Origin of the sequence: Pseudomonas sp. RL_5y_Pfl2_69, assembly GCF_963970465.1 — a bacterium.
In the GTDB taxonomy this organism is placed as follows: domain Bacteria; phylum Pseudomonadota; class Gammaproteobacteria; order Pseudomonadales; family Pseudomonadaceae; genus Aquipseudomonas.
The window spans coordinates 358833-375839 of the sequence record NZ_CAXAOU010000002.1 but is presented as its reverse complement, the minus strand read 5'-3'; the positions used below and the strand labels follow the sequence as shown (position 1 = coordinate 375839).

Below are 17007 nucleotides of genomic sequence, written 5' to 3'. Positions count from 1 at the left end.
ACTGCGGTTGGGCAGTTAAACCGCGGCGCAGGCATCGCGAGCAAGCCCGCTCCCACAGATTCAAGCGTTGATTTCGCAGCCGGTGGCCGCTTTCAGCTCTTCAAGACTGACGCCCGCTGCCAGCTCGACTAGCTTGAGCCCCTGCCCGGTCACATCCAGCACGGCCAAATCGGTGATGATCCGGTCAACCACACCCACGCCAGTCAACGGCAAGTCGCACTGTTTGAGCAGTTTATGGGTGCCGCCCTTGGCCGTGTGCTCCATCAGCACCACCACCCGTTTGACTCCGGCCACCAGATCCATAGCACCGCCCATGCCCTTGACCATCTTCCCGGGGATCATCCAATTGGCCAGGTCGCCATTCTCGGAGACTTGCATCGCCCCCAGAATCGACAGATTGATATGGCCGCCGCGAATCATTGCGAACGAATCAGCGCTGTTGAAGAAGCTGCTGCCCGGCAAGGTCGTAATGGTTTGCTTGCCCGCGTTGATCAGGTCGGCATCGACTTCATCGTCGGCGGGGAACGGGCCTATGCCCAGCAGACCGTTCTCACTTTGCAACCACACGTCCATCCCCTCGGGAATGTAGTTGGCCACCAGCGTAGGCAAACCGATACCCAGATTGACGTAAAAGCCGTCCTGCAGTTCTTGGGAGGCGCGCTGCGCCATTTCTTCACGAGTCCAGGCCATGATCAGGCGCTCCGCACAGTGCGATGTTCGATACGTTTTTCCGGAGTGGCGTTGAGCACCAGCCGCTGCACGTAAATCCCGGGCAAATGAACTTGATCAGGCTCGATCTCGCCGATTTCAACGATTTCTTCCACTTCCACCACACACACCTTGGCCGCCATTGCTGCCAACGGGTTGAAGTTACGTGCAGTTTTGTTGAACAGCAGATTGCCGGACTTGTCGGCTTTCCAGGCCTTGACCAAGGCTACATCGGCGCGCAACGAACGCTCCATGACGTACCACTCGCCATCGAACTCACGGGTTTCCTTGCCTTCAGCCACCAGCGTGCCGTAACCGGTCTTGGTGAAAAAAGCCGGGATACCCGCCCCGCCCGCCCGCAGTTTTTCCGCGAGAGTGCCCTGAGGGGTGAACTCCAGCTCAAGCTCGCCGGCCAGGTACTGGCGTTCGAACTCTTTGTTCTCACCCACATAGGAAGAAATCATTTTGCGGATCTGACGCGTCGTCAGCAGTTGCCCCAACCCGAAACCATCGACCCCGGCGTTGTTACTGATGACCGTCAGCTCGCGCTTGCCGGTGTCACGCAAGGCCGCAATCAGCGCCTCTGGAATCCCGCACAATCCGAAACCGCCCACTGCCAGGGTCATGCCGTCTTCGACCAGCCCCTGCAAAGCGGATTCAGCACTCGAGTAAATCTTGTTCACTTGTTATTCCTCGAATTCCCCACGACACACCACTCCATCGCGGTCTGTTTGCTTTAGTCGAGAGAGGACAAACACGTTGGCAGTCGCCCGCTCCCCGATTCTGGCTGCTTTGGCGTGTAGCCAAAGCGTCGCTCAAGTGTAGGGCAGCCGACGCAGGAAGGGTTGATTGAAAGAAATAACCAGAAAGGATGTAGCCGTTCAGCCTCCACTCAACTGCTTTGGCTTAGGGTTATTCACCCGTGGCCGTAGGAGGTTTAACCAAGCGATAACAATTTAACTACAAAATACGTAGCTCGCTAACTTTAAACCCGCGAGCTAGACGTATATAACTGCCTGCTACCATCAAATGGCCCAGAGGGGAAAAACTTCACTCGCCATATGGCTTGAGCCTACTAGACTCCCTCTCGGATATCGCCGCAGATTCGCAGTGTCGGGCTTAAACGCAACATATCCAGCCCGGTGTCGACCCAGGATTCAGCTTCGTTGTAAAGATCGAAGCTGTTGGGAACCAGCAGCCATTGTCCGAGAATTCCGTCGATATAGGCATGCAGGCAGATAGCAGCACGGCGTGCATCCAGATTATCAGGGAGTTGTTGACGGTGAATGGCATTGCTCAGGGCAAGCTCGATCCTGCTGTTGCAATCGACCATCGCTACCTGGCGCTGAGCCCGTAAATCACACATTTCGTCAGTGAATTCGCACTTATGGAACAAAATTTCATTGATACGCCGGGTTTTCGGATCAATGGCAACTTGGCGAAACAAATGAATCAACAGTTGGCGCATGCAGCCAAGTGGATCAACCTCGTTCTCGCTTTCACTGGCCTTGGCCATCTCATCCAACGGCTCATGCAGGCTGTCGAGCATGGCTTGGACCAGCTCTGCCTTGTTGCTGAAGTGCCAGTAAATTGCACCACGGGTAACGCCCGCCAGCGCGGCAATATCTGCCAGCGTCGTGCGTGCAACACCTCGCTCATAAAAGGCCTGCTCGGCCGCTTCGAGGATTTTGCTCCGGGTTTCAAGCGCTTCTTCTTTGGTACGACGCACCATGGCAATTACAACCTCAATCAGGAGGATCCGGGCCGTTGCGATCACTCGTCCGGACCAACATCGGGTGGCGTTTGTTGTGCCTTATCCCGGTCTACTACAGGCTTGAAAAGGGATCCTGTAATGCCTGGCGAGACAGTGCCCCGCTATTTACAAACAGACATGAATGTAAGTATATTCCTTAGCAAGCTACTTATCCACCCGGAACAGCTTTCTTTACCCTTCCACTATTCTTGTGCGCTTTCGCGTGCCTGACCCGAGGATTTTCATGCAATTCAAGCCAGCTGTTACCGCTCTGGTTGCTGCCATCGCCCTAGCTTCGCTGCTCAGCGGATGCAAAAAGGAAGAGGCAGCACCTGCCCCGCAAATCCCTCAGGTCGGCGTCGTCACGCTGAAAACCCAGCCTTTTACCTTGACCACCGACCTGCCAGGCCGCACCGCGTCTTATCGCTCGGCAGAAGTTCGCCCCCAGGTAAATGGCATCATCCTCAAGCGCCTCTTTAAAGAAGGCAGCGACGTCAAAATCGGCCAGCAGCTGTATCAAATCGATCCAGCGATCTATGAAAGCGCCGTACTGAGCGCCCGTGCCACGTTGCAATCGGCCAAATCCCTGGCTGATCGCTACAAGCAATTGGTCGCCGAGCAAGCTGTCAGCCGCCAGGAATATGACAACGCCCAAGCTGCACGCCTCGAAGCCGAAGCCGCGCTGAACACGGCCCAGGTCAACCTGCGTTACACCAAGGTTCTGGCTCCGCTGACCGGTCGTATTGGTCGCTCGCTGTTCACTGAAGGCGCACTGGTGACCAGTGGCCAGGCAAACGCATTGGCCGTGATCACCCAACTGGACCCGATTTACGTCGACGTCACCCAGTCCTCGGTCGAGATGCTCGAACTGCGCCGCGATCTGGCCAGCGGCCGCCTGAAGAAAGCCGGTGACAACGCCGCCAAGGTCAAGCTGACCCTTCCAGATGGCAGCGAGTATCCGCAAGAAGGTCGCCTTGAGTTCTCCGAAGTCTCGGTCGATGAAGCCACTGGCTCCGTGACCTTGCGCGCCGTGTTCCCGAACCCTGACGAAACCCTGCTGCCGGGCATGTTTGTCCACGCGCAACTGGAAGCAGGCATCGACAGCAATGCGATCCTGGCGCCTCAGATCGGCGTGACCCACAACCTCAAGGGCCAACCAACGGCTTTGATCGTGGGTCCCGACAACAAGGTTGAAATGCGTGTACTGCAAGCTTCACGCACGGTCGGCAGCGACTGGCTGGTTGAGAAAGGCCTGAACCCGGGCGACCGTTTGATTACCGACGGCCTGCAGTTCATCAAGCCTGGCATTGAAGTCAAGATCATGGACAAGCCACAAGGCGAAACCCCGGCATCTGCCCCGGCAACAGAAAAAGCTGCAGGCAGTAAAGGGGAGTAAACCATGTCGAAATTTTTTATCGACCGTCCGATTTTCGCCTGGGTAATTGCCCTGGTGATCATGCTGGTCGGGGCTCTATCGATCCTCAAACTGCCGATCAACCAATACCCGAGCATTGCGCCACCGGCCATCTCGATCTCCGTGACCTACCCGGGCGCTTCGGCGCAAACCGTGCAGGACACCGTGGTTCAGGTGATCGAGCAACAGCTCAACGGTATTGACCACCTGCGATATGTGTCGTCGGAAAGCAACTCCGACGGCAGCATGAGCATCACCGCCACCTTCGAGCAAGGTACAGACCCTGACACCGCTCAGGTTCAAGTACAGAACAAGCTCAACCTGGCGACCCCACTGCTGCCTCAAGAGGTTCAGCAGCAAGGTATCCGTGTGACCAAGGCGGTTAAAAACTTCCTGATGGTCATCGGCGTGGTGTCCGAAGACGGCAGCATGAACAAGGACGACTTGTCGAACTACATCGTCTCCAACATGCAGGACCCGATTTCCCGTACCGAAGGTGTGGGCGACTTCCAGGTGTTCGGTGCCCAGTACGCCATGCGTATCTGGCTCGACCCGGCCAAGCTGAACAAATACAACCTGACCCCGGTGGACGTTAAATCCGCCATCAGCGCGCAGAACGTACAGGTGTCCTCCGGGCAACTGGGCGGCCTGCCTGCCGTCAAAGGTCAGGAGCTGAACGCAACCATCATCGGCAAGACCCGTCTGCAAACCGCCGAGCAGTTCAAAAAGATCCTGCTCAAGGTCAACTCCGACGGTTCCCAGGTTCGCCTGAGCGATGTGGCCGAGGTTGGGCTGGGTGGTGAGAACTACAGCATCAGCGCACAGTTCAACGGCAAGCCGTCTTCGGGCCTGGCGATCAAGCTGGCGCCGGGTTCCAACGCTCTGGACACCGCAAAAGCACTGCACAAGACCATCGAAGACCTGGAACCGTTCTTTCCGCAAGGCATGAAAGTCGTTTACCCGTATGACACCACGCCAGTGGTCTCCGCATCGATCAAGGGTGTTGTTGAAACCCTGGTTGAAGCCGTCGTACTGGTGTTCCTGGTGATGTTCCTGTTCCTGCAAAACTTCCGCGCCACCATCATCACCACGATGACGGTGCCTGTTGTATTGCTCGGTACGTTCGGCATCCTGGCCGCTGCTGGTTTCAGCATCAACACCCTGACCATGTTCGGCATGGTCCTGGCCATCGGCTTGCTGGTGGACGATGCGATTGTGGTGGTGGAAAACGTCGAGCGGGTAATGGCCGAAGAAGGCCTGCCGCCCAAGGAAGCCACCAAGAAATCCATGGAGCAGATCCAGGGTGCCCTGGTGGGTATCGCTCTGGTGCTGTCGGCGGTACTGCTGCCAATGGCCTTCTTCAGCGGCTCCACCGGTGTGATTTACAAACAGTTCTCGATCACGATCGTTTCGGCGATGGCCCTGTCGGTGCTGGTTGCATTGATCTTCACCCCGGCGCTGTGCGCCACCATGCTCAAGCCTATCCAGAAGGGTGATCACGGTGAGAACAAGCGCGGATTCTTCGGCTGGTTCAACCGCACCTTCGACAGTGGCGTCAAACGCTACGAGAAAGGTGTAGGCAGCATCCTGCGCCACAAGGCTCCGTACCTGCTGGCTTACGTACTGATCGTGGTCGGCATGGTGTTCCTGTTTACCCGTATTCCTACTTCATTCCTTCCGGAAGAAGACCAGGGCGTACTGTTTGCACAGGTACAAACCCCCGCGGGCACCACGGCAGAACGCACTCAGGATGTGATCGACAGGATGCGTGAGTACCTGTTGAAAGACGAGTCGGGAGCGGTGTCTTCCGTGTTCACCGTAAACGGCTTCAACTTCGCCGGTCGCGGTCAAAGCTCGGGCCTTGCGTTCATCATGCTCAAGCCCTGGGGCGAGCGAGATGCGGACAACAGCGTGTTTGCACTGGCTGCCCGTGCTCAGGCGCACTTCTCTACCTTCCGCGACGCAATGGTGTTCGCCTTTGCTCCGCCGGCCGTTATGGAATTGGGTAACGCCACCGGTTTTGACGTTTACCTGCAAGACCGCTCCGGTATCGGTCACGAGAAGCTGATGGCCGCCCGTAACCAGTTCCTGGGGATGGCTGCACAAAGCAAGATCCTGGCAGGCGTACGTCCAAACGGCTTGAACGATGAGCCGCAGTACCAACTGGAAATCGACGATGAAGCCGCGCGCGCCCTGGGCGTCGAGCTGAGTGACATCAACAACACGCTCTCGATCGGCCTGGGTGCCAGCTACGTCAACGACTTCATCGACCACGGCCGTGTGAAGAAGGTGTTCCTGCAAGGTGCAGCGGACTCGCGGATGAACCCGGAAGACCTGAAGAAGTGGTTCGTGCGTAACAGCGAAGGGACCATGGTGCCGTTCTCGGCATTCGCCAAAGGCAAATGGATCTACGGCCCTCCGAAGCTGTCGCGCTATAACGGCGTAGAAGCGATGGAAATCCTCGGTTCTCCAGCGCCTGGCTACAGCAGCGGTCAAGCCATGGCCGAAGTCGAAGCCCTGGCGAAAAAACTGCCGCCAGGTGTGGGTATTTCCTGGACGGGGCTGTCATTTGAGGAACGTCTGTCAGGTTCGCAAGCACCTGCCCTGTACGCAATCTCCTTGCTGATGGTGTTCTTGTGCCTTGCCGCACTGTACGAAAGCTGGTCGATCCCGATTGCAGTCATGCTCGTTGTGCCTCTGGGGATTATCGGTGCACTGATGGCTACCAGCCTGCGAGGGTTGTCCAACGACGTGTACTTCCAGGTGGGCTTGCTCACGACCATCGGTCTGGCATCGAAAAACGCCATTCTGATCGTCGAGTTTGCCAAGGAGCTGCATGAACAAGGACGAACATTGACGGAGGCTGCGATCGAAGCGTGCCGCATGCGTCTGCGTCCGATCATCATGACCTCGCTGGCGTTTGTACTGGGTGTGATCCCCCTGGCCATTTCCACGGGCGCAGGTTCGGGCAGCCAGCACGCTATTGGTACCGGTGTTATCGGTGGCATGATCACCGCTACCGTACTGGCCGTGTTCTGGGTACCGCTGTTCTTTGTGGCCGTATCGTCCATTGGCAGCAAAAAAGAGTCGAAGACGAAAGTGGATCTGACTAAAACTCCAAACCAAGAGGCTGGCCAATGAGCAAGTCGCTTCTCGCAGTAGCTGTCGCAGCGTTAACGCTGAGCGGCTGCTCGCTGATCCCCGACTACCAGCGCCCTGAAGCGCCGGTAGCGGCGCAATACCCGCAAGGCCCGGCCTACTCGCCAACCGAGGCGGCCAACAAGGCCGCTGCAGAACAAGGCTGGCGTCAGTTTTTCCATGACCCGGCACTGCAGCAGCTGATTCAAACCGCGCTGGTGAACAACCGCGACCTGCGGGTCGCGGCGCTGAACATTGACGCCTATGCCGCGCAGTACCGCATTCAACGTGCCGATCTGTTCCCGGCCGTCTCGGCCACTGCCAGCGGCAGCCGACAGCGCACTCCGGCGCGCATGTCGCAAACCGGCGAATCGGGGATCACCAGCAGTTATTCGGCGACCCTTGGGGTCAGCGCGTATGAGCTGGACTTGTTCGGACGGGTTCGCAGCCTGAGCGATCAGGCTCTGCAGAACTACTTTGCAACCGAAGAAGCCCGACGCAGCACCCAGATCAGTCTGGTCGCCAGTGTCGCCAATGCCTACCTGACCTGGCAGGCTGACAAAGAGCTGCTGAAACTGACCGAAGACACGCTCAAGACGTTCGATGAGAGCTACAAGCTCACCTTGCGCAGCAATGAAGTGGGTGTGGCCTCGGCACTGGATGTGAGCCAGTCCCGTACCTCGGTGGAAAACGCCAAGGTCCAGCTGGCCAGGTACACCCGTCAGGTGGCTCAGGATCAGAACAGCCTGGCACTGCTGCTTGGCACCACCATCCCGGACAACCTGCCGGCCGCCAAGCCGCTGGCAGCCGACCTGTTGAGCGAAGTACCTGCTGGCTTGCCATCAGACTTGCTGCAGCGTCGTCCGGACATCCTCGAAGCCGAGCACAAGCTGTTGGCGGCCAACGCCAACATCGGCGCGGCACGGGCTGCGTTCTTCCCCAGCATCAGCCTCACGGCCAATGCCGGGACCTTGAGCCCTGACCTGTCGGGGCTGTTCAAGGGTGGTTCGGGCACCTGGCTGTTTTCGCCGCAGATCAACCTGCCGATCTTTAACGCAGGGGCTTTGCGCGCCAGCCTGGACTACTCGAAGATCCAGAAGGAAATCACCGTTTCTCAGTATGAGAAAACGATCCAGACCGCCTTCCAGGAAGTCTCTGACGGCCTGGCTGCGCGTCAGACCTACAACCAGCAGTTGCAGGCACAAACCGATTTCGTCAACGCCAACCAGGATTACTACCGGTTAGCCGAACGTCGTTATCGGATTGGGATCGACAGCAACCTGACGTTCCTTGATGCCCAGCGCTCGTTGTTCAGCGCCCAGCAATCACTGATCACCGATCGTCTTTCGCAGCTGACCAGTGAAGTCACGCTGTACAAGGCATTGGGTGGCGGCTGGTTCGAACAGACCGGGCAAGACCGCCCTGTTTCGGATCAGCCACCGAAGGCTTGATGCGTAACGGTTAAACAACAAACCCGCCAATAGGCGGGTTTGTTGTTTATGACCCTTGTGGGAGCGGGCTTGCTCGCGATGGCATCACCTCGGTTCGCCTGGCAAACCGTGAAGCTCGCTCCCCCATGAATCGATTACACCCGCGACTCGACCCCCAACTCATCCCACACCGACTCGGCCAGGTGGAACGTCGCATTGGCCGCCGGAATGCCGCAGTAGATGGCGCTCTGCATGATCACTTCCTTGATCTCGGCACGGCTCACGCCATTGTTGGCCGCAGCACGCAAATGCAGTTTCAGCTCTTCATTGCGGTTCATGCCGATCAGCATCGCGATGGTGATCAGGCTGCGGGTATGGCGCGGCAAACCCGGGCGGGTCCAGATGTCACCCCAGGCATGGCGGGTGATCATTTCCTGGAACTCGCTGTTGAACTCGGTCAGGGCGTTAAGGCTGCGATCGACATGGGCATCACCCAACACTGCCCGGCGTACTTGCATGCCTTCGTCGTAACGTTGTTTCTCGTCCACAAAAAACTCCTCAGACCGCTGACAAAAATTGCAGTACGCGCTGGCTGAACGCATCGCCCGCCTGCACGTTGGACAGGTGCGCGGCATAAAATTCGGCGTACTGCGCGCCTCGCACCTGTTCCTGAATGAAATGGCTGCCCGCAGGCGGCGTGACCGCATCTTCAGTGCCCGCAATCACCAGCATGGGCACCTCTATGGCACCCAGTTGATCGCGAAAGTCTGCATCGCGCACAGCGGCACAGTTGGCGGCGTAACCCTGTGGCGAAGTCGCGGCGAGCATGTCGGTTATACGCTTGGCCTGCCCGGGATTGGCCTGGGCAAAATCAGGGGTAAACCAGCGTGCAATCGAGGCGTCACGCAGCCCGGCCATCGCCTGTGCGCCGTCCCGCAAGACCATTTCGATTCGCGGGTTCCATACCGAAGGCTCGCCAATTTTGGCAGCGGTGTTGCACACCACCAGCTTGTGCAAGCGATTACCGGCATTGATCCCCAGCCATTGGCCAATCAACCCTCCCATCGACAGCCCGCAAAAATGCGCCCGTTCGATATGCAGTGCATCCAGCAGTGCCAGAACGTCGCCGCCCAGTTGCTCGATACTGTAAGGGCCCTCGGTCACCAGAGACTGGCCATGACCACGGGTGTCGTAACGCACTACCTGGAAATGCTCGGCGAATGCCGGAATCTGCGTATCCCACATCCCCAGATCAGTCCCCAGGGAATTGGACAACACCAGCACCGGCGCGCCTTGCGGACCGTCCAGCCGGTAGTTGAGTTCACCTTCAGCGAGTTGTACACGTCCCACGAGCTTCTCCTTTAGAGGACCAACGCAAAATGTTCAGCCCGCGCACGCTCGACCCACGTCGTCGCCTGGCCAAGGTAATGGGCCGGATCGAGCAAGCGATCCAGTTCGTCTGCACTCAGGTGTGCGGTGATTTGCGGCTCATCGCCTAATACCGCTCGCAAGTGACGCTGTTGGGCCACTGCACGCTTGCAACACTGCTCAAGCAGATGGTGCGCCGTTTCGCGCCCTACCCTCTGGGCCAGCACGATGCTCACCGCTTCGGCCAGCACCAGCCCGTGGGTCAGGTCAAGATTGCGCGCCATGCGCTCGCGGTCCACTTCCAGCCCTTGGGCAATGTTCAAGGCCTGTACCAGCGCACCGGACACCACGCAGCAAATTTCGGGCAGGGTTTCCCACTCGGCATGCCACAGGCCCAGGCTGCGCTCGTGCTCCTGGGGCATGGCGCTGTACAGGATGCTGAGCAGCCCCGGCACCCGTGTCGCGGCGCTGATCAACACCGCAGAGCCCACGGGGTTGCGCTTGTGGGGCATGGTCGAAGAACCGCCCTTGCCCGGCGCCGACGGTTCAAACACTTCAGCGGCCTCGGTTTGCATCAGCAGGCTGATATCCCGGCCTATCTTGCCAAGACCACCGGCGATCAAACCTAGAACCGCACCGAACTCCACCAGACGATCACGCTGGGTATGCCAGGGTTGCTCAGGCAGGTTGAGCCCCAACTCGTTGGCCAGCGCCTGTGCCACCGGCATCCCCTGATCGCCCAGGGCCGCCAGGGTGCCCGAGGCTCCACCAAATTGCAGGCACAGCAAACGCGGTTTCAGCTCATCAAGGCGTTGGCGGTTGCGGGTAACGGCACCCAACCAACTGGCGATCTTCATCCCCAGTGTGACCGGCGTGGCCTGTTGCAGCCATGTACGCCCTGCCAAAGGCGTAGTGGCATAGCGCTGGGCCTGTTGCGCCAGGACATCGGCAAGCCGTACCAGATCAGCCTCGATCAGCCCCAGTGCAGCACGCAGTTGCAGCACCAGCCCGGTGTCCATGATGTCCTGGCTGGTGGCGCCCAAGTGCACATAACGCTCGGCCTCGGGCGCGGTACTGGCAATCTGTTTCCCCAGGGCTTTGACCAGGGGGATCGCCGAATTCCCGGCACTGGCGATCGCCAGGCCCAGGGCCTCGAAGTCGTAGAGTTCAGCGCGACACGCCGCTGTAATCGGCGCGAGCGCAGCGTGAGGAATCACCCCGACCCCGGCCTGCGCCCGGGCCAGGGCCGCTTCGACGTCGAGCATGGCCTGGACCCGGCCTTGGTCGCTAAAGACCTCGCCCATGGCCTTGGCCGTAAAGTACGCATCGAAAAGCTGATGACTCATAAACCTTCCTTAGAAAGCGCGCGCCACCGATGGCGCGCGCGGGTACATCACAGATCGTGGTGCAGGTACTTGGGCTGCTTGGGCAAGCGGAAGCTGAACAGGAAAGCAATGGCCATCATGACCGTCACATACCAGTAGAAGCTGTTTTCCATGCCCATCGACTTGAGCCCCAACGCCACATATTCCGCCGATCCACCAAAGATCGCGTTGGCCACCGCATACGCCAGCCCCACACCCAACGCACGCACCTGCGGCGGGAACATCTCGGCTTTGACCAGGCCGCTGATCGAGGTGTAGAAGCTGACAATCGCCAGCGCCAACGTAATCAGCACAAAGGCCAGAAACGGGCTGCTGATGGTTTTAAGGGTCAGCAGGATCGGTACCGTACACAGCGTACCCAACGCACCAAACCAGAGCATGTTGTTACGTCGACCGATCTTGTCCGCCAGCATGCCAAACAGCGGCTGCATGCACATATAAAGAAAGAGCGCGCCGGTCATGATGTAACTGGCGGTTTTGGCATGCATGCCAGCCGTGTTCACCAGGTACTTCTGCATATAGGTGGTAAAGGTGTAGAAAATCAGCGAGCCGCCAGCGGTGTAACCCAGCACGGTAATGAACGCCGCTTTATGGTCGCGGAACAACGCCCTCACACTGCCAGCATCCTTATCCTGACGGGTTTCGGCGCTGGTGGTTTCTTTAAGGGTGCGACGCAGCATCAACGAAATCAGCGCTGCAATGGCACCGATTACAAACGGTACGCGCCAGCCCCAGGCCCGCAGCTCATCTTCTGACAGGAACTGTTGAAGAATCACCACGACCAGTACAGCCAGCAACTGGCCGCCGATCAGCGTTACATACTGAAAAGAGGCAAAGAAGCCACGCTGGCCCTTGAGCGCCACTTCACTCATATAAGTCGCCGTGGTCCCGTACTCGCCCCCTACCGACAGCCCCTGAAACAGTCGCGCCATCAACAGCAGGGCCGGCGCCCAGGCCCCGATCGAGGCGTAGGTAGGCAAACAGGCAATCACCAGCGAGCCGGCGCACATCATCAGCACCGAGATCATCATTGAATTCTTTCGCCCGTGCTTGTCGGCGACCCGGCCAAAAAGCCAGCCACCGATGGGGCGCATCAGAAAACCGGCCGCAAACACACCGGCGGTGTTGAGCAACTGCACCGTGGGGTCATCTGAAGGGAAAAAAGCAGGCGCAAAGTAAATCGCGCAGAAGGCGTAAACGTAAAAGTCGAACCATTCGACAAGGTTGCCGGAAGACGCACCGACAATCGCAAAGATCCTTTTTTTACGTTCCTCTCCTGTGTAGTGAGTTTCTGTTGTCATGTTTATTTACTCATCAGGTTTTAGTTGCAATCAGACACACCTTGCAACATATAGCGCCGCAACCGCAATAAGCCGAACGACTGAGGCTGCAGTCGTCCGGCTTTGACTTCAGCGCTATCAGACCCGTTCTATCGCCAATGCCAGACCTTGCCCAACACCCACGCACATGGTGGCCAGGCCTTTCTTGCCGCCGGTTTTTTCCAACTGATGCAGGGCGGTCATCACAATTCGTGCCCCGCTCATGCCCAGCGGGTGGCCCAGGGCAATTGCCCCGCCGTTGGGGTTAACCTGCGGCGCGTCGTCAGCCAGGCCCAATTCCCGCAATACGGCCAGGCCTTGGCTGGCGAACGCTTCGTTGAGTTCGATCACATCAAAATCGCTGACCGCCAGACCCAGGCGCTCAACCAGCTTGCGTACCGCAGGCACCGGGCCGATGCCCATGACACGCGGCGCCACACCGGCGCTGGCCATGCCCAGGACTCGGGCGCGAGCGGTCAGGCCATGACGCTTGACCGCCTCGGCCGACGCCAGAATCAGCGCCGCCGCACCGTCGTTTACCCCCGAGGCATTGCCCGCAGTGACGGTCTTGTCCGGGCCGTTGACCGGCTTGAGTTTGCCCAGTGTTTCGAGGCTGGTATCCGCACGGGGATGTTCATCATGCTCAACGATGGTTTCGCCCTTTTTATGGGCAATACGTACCGGCACGATTTCTTCGGCGAAGTAACCTGCAGCCTGGGCAGCCGCAGTCCGTTGCTGGCTGCGCAGGGCGAAAGCGTCCTGGTCTGCACGGGAAATGTTGTACTCGTCGGCCACGTTGTCCGCCGTCTGTGGCATCGGATCGACACCGTACTGGGCTTTCATCAGCGGGTTAATGAAACGCCAGCCGATGGTCGTGTCTTCCAGCTTCATGTTGCGCGAGAACGCCGCATCGGCCTTGCCCATCACAAAGGGCGCGCGTGACATGGACTCAACACCTCCGGCAATCGCCAGTTCCATTTCACCGCTGGCAATGGCGCGGAACGCCGTACCGATGGCATCCATACCCGAGGCACACAGGCGGTTGAGCGTGACGCCGGGAATGGTTGGCGCCAGCCCGGCCAGCAACGCAGCCATGCGGGCCACGTTGCGATTGTCTTCACCGGCCTGGTTGGCGCAGCCGAAAAACACTTCGTCGACTTCGTCCCATTTCACGCCAGGGTTGCGCTCGATCAGTGCCTTGATTGGTGCTGCAGCCAGGTCATCCGCACGAACCGTTGCCAGACCACCGCCAAAACGGCCAATGGGGGTGCGAATCGCGTCACAGATAAAAACTTCACGCATCACGCTTCTCCCGGTGCCTGGCCGTGGGCCAGTGCAGTGCGTGCTTCCAGATCGCGCAAGGCCGTCAGCTCCACGTCGGTCGGTGCCGCCGTCTGCTGCACGTTATCGGCAAAACGAATGGCCCAGCCGGTGGCCGCGATGACTTGCTCGCGGGTCACACCCGGGTGCAGCGCAGTGACCACGAATTCGTTGGTCTGCTCTTCAGGTTCCATGGTGCACAGGTCAGTGATGATCCCGACAGGACCGGCACCTGGCAGGCCCAGACGCTTGCGCGAGTCGCCGCCTTCGCCATGACCGACCGAGGTGATGAAGTCCAGTTTGTCGACAAATGAACGGGCCGACTGCTTGAGGATAATCAGCACGCTTTTCGCCGACCCGGCGATTTCCGGCGCACCACCTGCACCTGGCAGGCGCACTTTTGGCTGGTGATAGTCGCCGACCACTGTGGTGTTGATATTGCCGAAGCGGTCGACCTGGGCCGCGCCCAGAAAGCCCACATCGACCCGGCCGCCTTGCAGCCAGTAACGGAAGATTTCGCTGGTGGATACGACCGTGTCGGCGGTTTCAGCCAGTTCACCGTCACCAATCGACAGCGGCAATACATCCGGTTTGGCACCAATCGGACCGGATTCGTAGATCAGCACCACATCAGGCGATGAAGTCAGGCGTGCCAGGTTGGCCGCCTTGGAAGGCAGGCCGATCCCGACAAAACACACAGAACCGTTTTTCAAGCGGCGAGCGGCGGCGACGGTCATCATTTCGTTGGTGGAGTAAGTCATTATTTTGCCTCCGAAGCGCGGGCCAGCTTGGCCTGGAACTCGCTGAAATTCGCAGTGCCGTGGATGTATTCGTTAATCCAGGCCGTAAAGGTCTCGCGGTCGCGGGCGATAGGGTCCCACGCCTGATAGAAACGGTTATCGCGCTCGGTATAACCGTGAGCGTAGGAAGGATGCGCACCGCCCGGTACATGGCATACCGCGCTAAGTGCCCAGGTTGGCAATACGCAGGCGTTCATCGGGGCTTGCAGGTCATCAACGATTTCTTCAACCGTGACGATGCAGCGCTTGGCCGCCAACGCCGCTTCTTTCTGTACACCCAAAATGCCCCACAGCAGCACGTTGCCTTTGCGGTCAGCCTTTTGCGCATGAATCACCGTCACGTCCGGGCGTACCGCCGGCACAGCGGCCAGGACTTCACCCGTAAACGGGCAAGTCACCGTCTTGATCAGCGGGTTGACCTTGGGCAGATCAGAACCGGCGTAGGCGCGCAGCACGGCAAACGGCAGGCCCGAGGCACCCGCCACGTAGGCGTTGGCCAGGTCGGCATGGCTGTGCTCTTCGATTTCCAGCGGCTGCGGCCACTGCTTTTCAACGGCATCGCGCAGACGGTGCAGCGAACCAACGCCCGGATTACCACCCCAGGAAAAGATCAATTTTCGTGCACAACCGGCGCCGATCAACTGGTCGTAAACCAGGTCAGGTGTCATCCGCACCAGGGTCAGGTCTTTCTTGCCCTGGCGGATGATTTCATGACCCGCTGCAGTCGGGATCAGGTGGGTGAAACCTTCAAGGGCAACGGTGTCGCCATCGCTCACAAATTGTTTCACCGCGTCGTGTAAGGAAATTATCTCTGCCATCTGGGGTAGCTCCCGTTTTTTGTAAGCCACTGCGGTTGTAGAAGGTGCGCCAGCGCGACACCGGATGTTCAGCAGATTAAGCCGCAGCTTTCGCCCAAACAATCCGATAATCGACTATGTGTTCGTTAATCGAACACATAGTTAGCACGACAACGATCAGGTTGCGTCCGCATGGCTGACCATGCCCTTGATCAGTACCGCAGCCGTTGCCAGGGCCGCTGGAATCACCAGTGCGGTCAGCACTTGCTCGAAGTTCCAGCCCAGTCCCAGCAGCGTCGCGCCCATCCAGGCCCCCAGAATGGCACCGAAGCGGCCAATGCCAAGCATCCAGGACACCCCCGTGGCGCGGCCTTGGGTCGGGTAGAAACGTGCAGCCAAAGAAGGCATTGCCGATTGCGCACCGTTCACACACATACCGGCCACCAGCACCAGGGTGGCGAGCAGGGTGATGTTGCCCAGGCTCTGGCCCACAGCGTAGGCAAACACCCCGGCCAGCAGGTAGAAAATACCGATCACCTTGTGCGGATTGAATCGGTCCATCGCCCAACCCACTCCCACCGCACTCAGTACCCCGCCGAACTGGAACAGTGCGCCAATGAATGCCGCCTGCTCCATGCTTGCGCCACTGTCACGCATCAACGTCGGTAGCCAGCTGGTGAGCAGATACACAATCACCAGCCCCATGAAATAGGTGAGCCACAGCAACAAGGTGCCCGTGCTGTAGGTGCCGGAAAAAATCACCGCAAACACGTTGCGGGCCTTGACGGTCTTTTGCTCCGGCACACTGAAGCTTGCAGCTTGAGCCACAACTGCCGGGTTGATCGGGGCCAAGGCTTTGCGCACAAGCTCAATACTGCGATTGCGTACGACCAGAAAACGCGCGGATTCAGGCAGCCACACCACTAAAACCAGGGTCAGGATCAGCGGCAACACCCCGCCGATCAGCAGCAGGCTGTGCCAGCCATACATTGGGATCAGCTTGGCCGAGACAAACCCGCCTGCGGCCATGCCCAGGTTGAAGCCGCAGAACATGCCGGTCACCAGCAAGGACTTGTGGCGTTCAGGGGTGTACTCCGACAGCAACGTGGTGGCATTGGGCATCCCGGCCCCCAGGCCCAAACCGGTCAAGAACCGCAATACCAGCAATTGATCCACGTTGGTGCTGTAGGCCGACGCCAGGCTGAACCCGCCAAAAACCAGTACCGCGACCACCAGTACCACTTTGCGACCAAAACGGTCCGCTAGCGGCCCCGAACCCAATGCACCGAACACCATGCCGATCAGGGCGGCACTCATGACCGGCCCCAGGCTGGCGCGGTCTATGCCCCAGTCCTGAGACAGCGCCGGTGCAATAAAGCCCATTGCAGCGGTGTCCAGGCCATCGAGGAAAACAATCAGAAAACACAGGATCACGACGCGCCACTGGTAGCGTGACAAGGGTTGAGCATTGATGAAGGACTGCACATCAAGGCAGTTGCCGACGGGAGACTGGGGTGAATTCATTATTTTTATACCGAGTAAAAACCAGGGCGAACAAAAACCGGCCAGAGGCTG

14 protein-coding genes are annotated in these 17007 nt (G+C 58.9%); 3 read left to right on the top strand and 11 right to left on the bottom strand.

What is annotated here, in order from left to right:
• Positions 1–60: 60 nt before the first annotated feature.
• From AACY07_RS05005 to AACY07_RS04995, 3 genes are all read right to left on the bottom strand, one after another.
• Complete coding sequence (locus AACY07_RS05005; protein ID WP_339473717.1) at positions 61–690, bottom strand: CoA transferase subunit B; 630 nt, start codon at positions 688–690, stop codon at positions 61–63.
• Positions 691–692: 2 nt separating this feature from the next.
• Complete coding sequence (locus tag AACY07_RS05000) at positions 693–1391, bottom strand: CoA transferase subunit A (RefSeq protein ID WP_019827861.1); 699 nt, start codon at positions 1389–1391, stop codon at positions 693–695.
• A 392-nt stretch (positions 1392–1783) separates the two neighbouring features.
• Positions 1784–2440, bottom strand: a complete 657-nt coding sequence (locus tag AACY07_RS04995) for a TetR family transcriptional regulator (protein WP_339473716.1) — start codon at positions 2438–2440, stop codon at positions 1784–1786.
• A gap of 265 nt (positions 2441–2705) precedes the next feature.
• Here AACY07_RS04995 and AACY07_RS04990 point away from each other — a divergent pair, with 265 nt between their 5' ends.
• The 3 genes from AACY07_RS04990 to AACY07_RS04980 are packed head-to-tail and all read left to right on the top strand — an operon-like array spanning position 2706 to position 8464.
• Complete coding sequence (locus AACY07_RS04990; protein ID WP_219260780.1) at positions 2706–3857, top strand: efflux RND transporter periplasmic adaptor subunit; 1152 nt, start codon at positions 2706–2708, stop codon at positions 3855–3857.
• 3 nt (positions 3858–3860) lie between these two features.
• Positions 3861–7016 (top strand): efflux RND transporter permease subunit, encoded by a 3156-nt coding sequence (locus AACY07_RS04985; RefSeq protein ID WP_339473714.1) that lies wholly within the window; start codon positions 3861–3863, stop codon positions 7014–7016.
• On the top strand, positions 7013–8464 hold the full coding sequence (locus AACY07_RS04980) for an AdeC/AdeK/OprM family multidrug efflux complex outer membrane factor (protein ID WP_339473713.1): 1452 nt from the start codon (positions 7013–7015) through the stop codon (positions 8462–8464). The genes AACY07_RS04985 and AACY07_RS04980 overlap by 4 nt, the downstream gene beginning before the upstream one ends.
• Positions 8465–8598: 134 nt before the next feature.
• Here the strand turns inward: AACY07_RS04980 and pcaC are convergent, their stop codons facing one another.
• From pcaC to AACY07_RS04940, 8 genes are all read right to left on the bottom strand, one after another.
• Positions 8599–8991 carry a 4-carboxymuconolactone decarboxylase gene (gene pcaC, locus AACY07_RS04975; protein WP_133075833.1) on the bottom strand — a complete coding sequence of 131 codons (393 nt, stop codon included), beginning with the start codon at positions 8989–8991 and terminating at the stop codon, positions 8599–8601.
• A 10-nt stretch (positions 8992–9001) separates the two neighbouring features.
• Positions 9002–9793: a 3-oxoadipate enol-lactonase gene (gene pcaD / locus AACY07_RS04970; protein ID WP_339473712.1), complete on the bottom strand. Its 792-nt coding sequence runs from the start codon at positions 9791–9793 to the stop codon at positions 9002–9004.
• Positions 9794–9804: 11 nt separating this feature from the next.
• Positions 9805–11157 (bottom strand): 3-carboxy-cis,cis-muconate cycloisomerase, encoded by a 1353-nt coding sequence (locus tag AACY07_RS04965; protein ID WP_339473711.1) that lies wholly within the window; start codon positions 11155–11157, stop codon positions 9805–9807.
• 47 nt (positions 11158–11204) lie between these two features.
• Positions 11205–12497: an MFS family transporter gene (locus AACY07_RS04960; protein ID WP_019827869.1), complete on the bottom strand. Its 1293-nt coding sequence runs from the start codon at positions 12495–12497 to the stop codon at positions 11205–11207.
• A 117-nt stretch (positions 12498–12614) separates the two neighbouring features.
• Complete coding sequence (gene pcaF, locus AACY07_RS04955; protein ID WP_219260782.1) at positions 12615–13820, bottom strand: 3-oxoadipyl-CoA thiolase; 1206 nt, start codon at positions 13818–13820, stop codon at positions 12615–12617.
• Positions 13817–14599: a CoA-transferase subunit beta gene (locus AACY07_RS04950; protein ID WP_219260992.1), complete on the bottom strand. Its 783-nt coding sequence runs from the start codon at positions 14597–14599 to the stop codon at positions 13817–13819. The genes pcaF and AACY07_RS04950 overlap by 4 nt, the downstream gene beginning before the upstream one ends.
• Positions 14596–15453, bottom strand: coding sequence for a CoA transferase subunit A (locus AACY07_RS04945; protein ID WP_133075838.1), 858 nt, complete (start codon positions 15451–15453; stop codon positions 14596–14598). Before AACY07_RS04945 ends, AACY07_RS04950 begins: the two co-directional genes overlap by 4 nt.
• Positions 15454–15609: 156 nt before the next feature.
• Positions 15610–16956: an MFS transporter gene (locus AACY07_RS04940; RefSeq protein WP_046809436.1), complete on the bottom strand. Its 1347-nt coding sequence runs from the start codon at positions 16954–16956 to the stop codon at positions 15610–15612.
• Positions 16957–17007 lie beyond the last annotated feature (51 nt).

Coding starts and splice junctions, on each gene's coding strand:
- AACY07_RS05005 (WP_339473717.1), bottom strand. CDS start 690: ATGGCCTGGACTCGTGAAGAAATGGCGCAGCGCGCCTCCCAAGAACTG.
- AACY07_RS04995 (WP_339473716.1), bottom strand. CDS start 2,440: ATGGTGCGTCGTACCAAAGAAGAAGCGCTTGAAACCCGGAGCAAAATC.
- AACY07_RS04990 (WP_219260780.1), top strand. CDS start 2,706: ATGCAATTCAAGCCAGCTGTTACCGCTCTGGTTGCTGCCATCGCCCTA.
- AACY07_RS04985 (WP_339473714.1), top strand. CDS start 3,861: ATGTCGAAATTTTTTATCGACCGTCCGATTTTCGCCTGGGTAATTGCC.
- AACY07_RS04980 (WP_339473713.1), top strand. CDS start 7,013: ATGAGCAAGTCGCTTCTCGCAGTAGCTGTCGCAGCGTTAACGCTGAGC.
- AACY07_RS04965 (WP_339473711.1), bottom strand. CDS start 11,157: ATGAGTCATCAGCTTTTCGATGCGTACTTTACGGCCAAGGCCATGGGC.
- AACY07_RS04960 (WP_019827869.1), bottom strand. CDS start 12,497: ATGACAACAGAAACTCACTACACAGGAGAGGAACGTAAAAAAAGGATC.
- AACY07_RS04945 (WP_133075838.1), bottom strand. CDS start 15,453: ATGGCAGAGATAATTTCCTTACACGACGCGGTGAAACAATTTGTGAGC.
- AACY07_RS04940 (WP_046809436.1), bottom strand. CDS start 16,956: ATGAATTCACCCCAGTCTCCCGTCGGCAACTGCCTTGATGTGCAGTCC.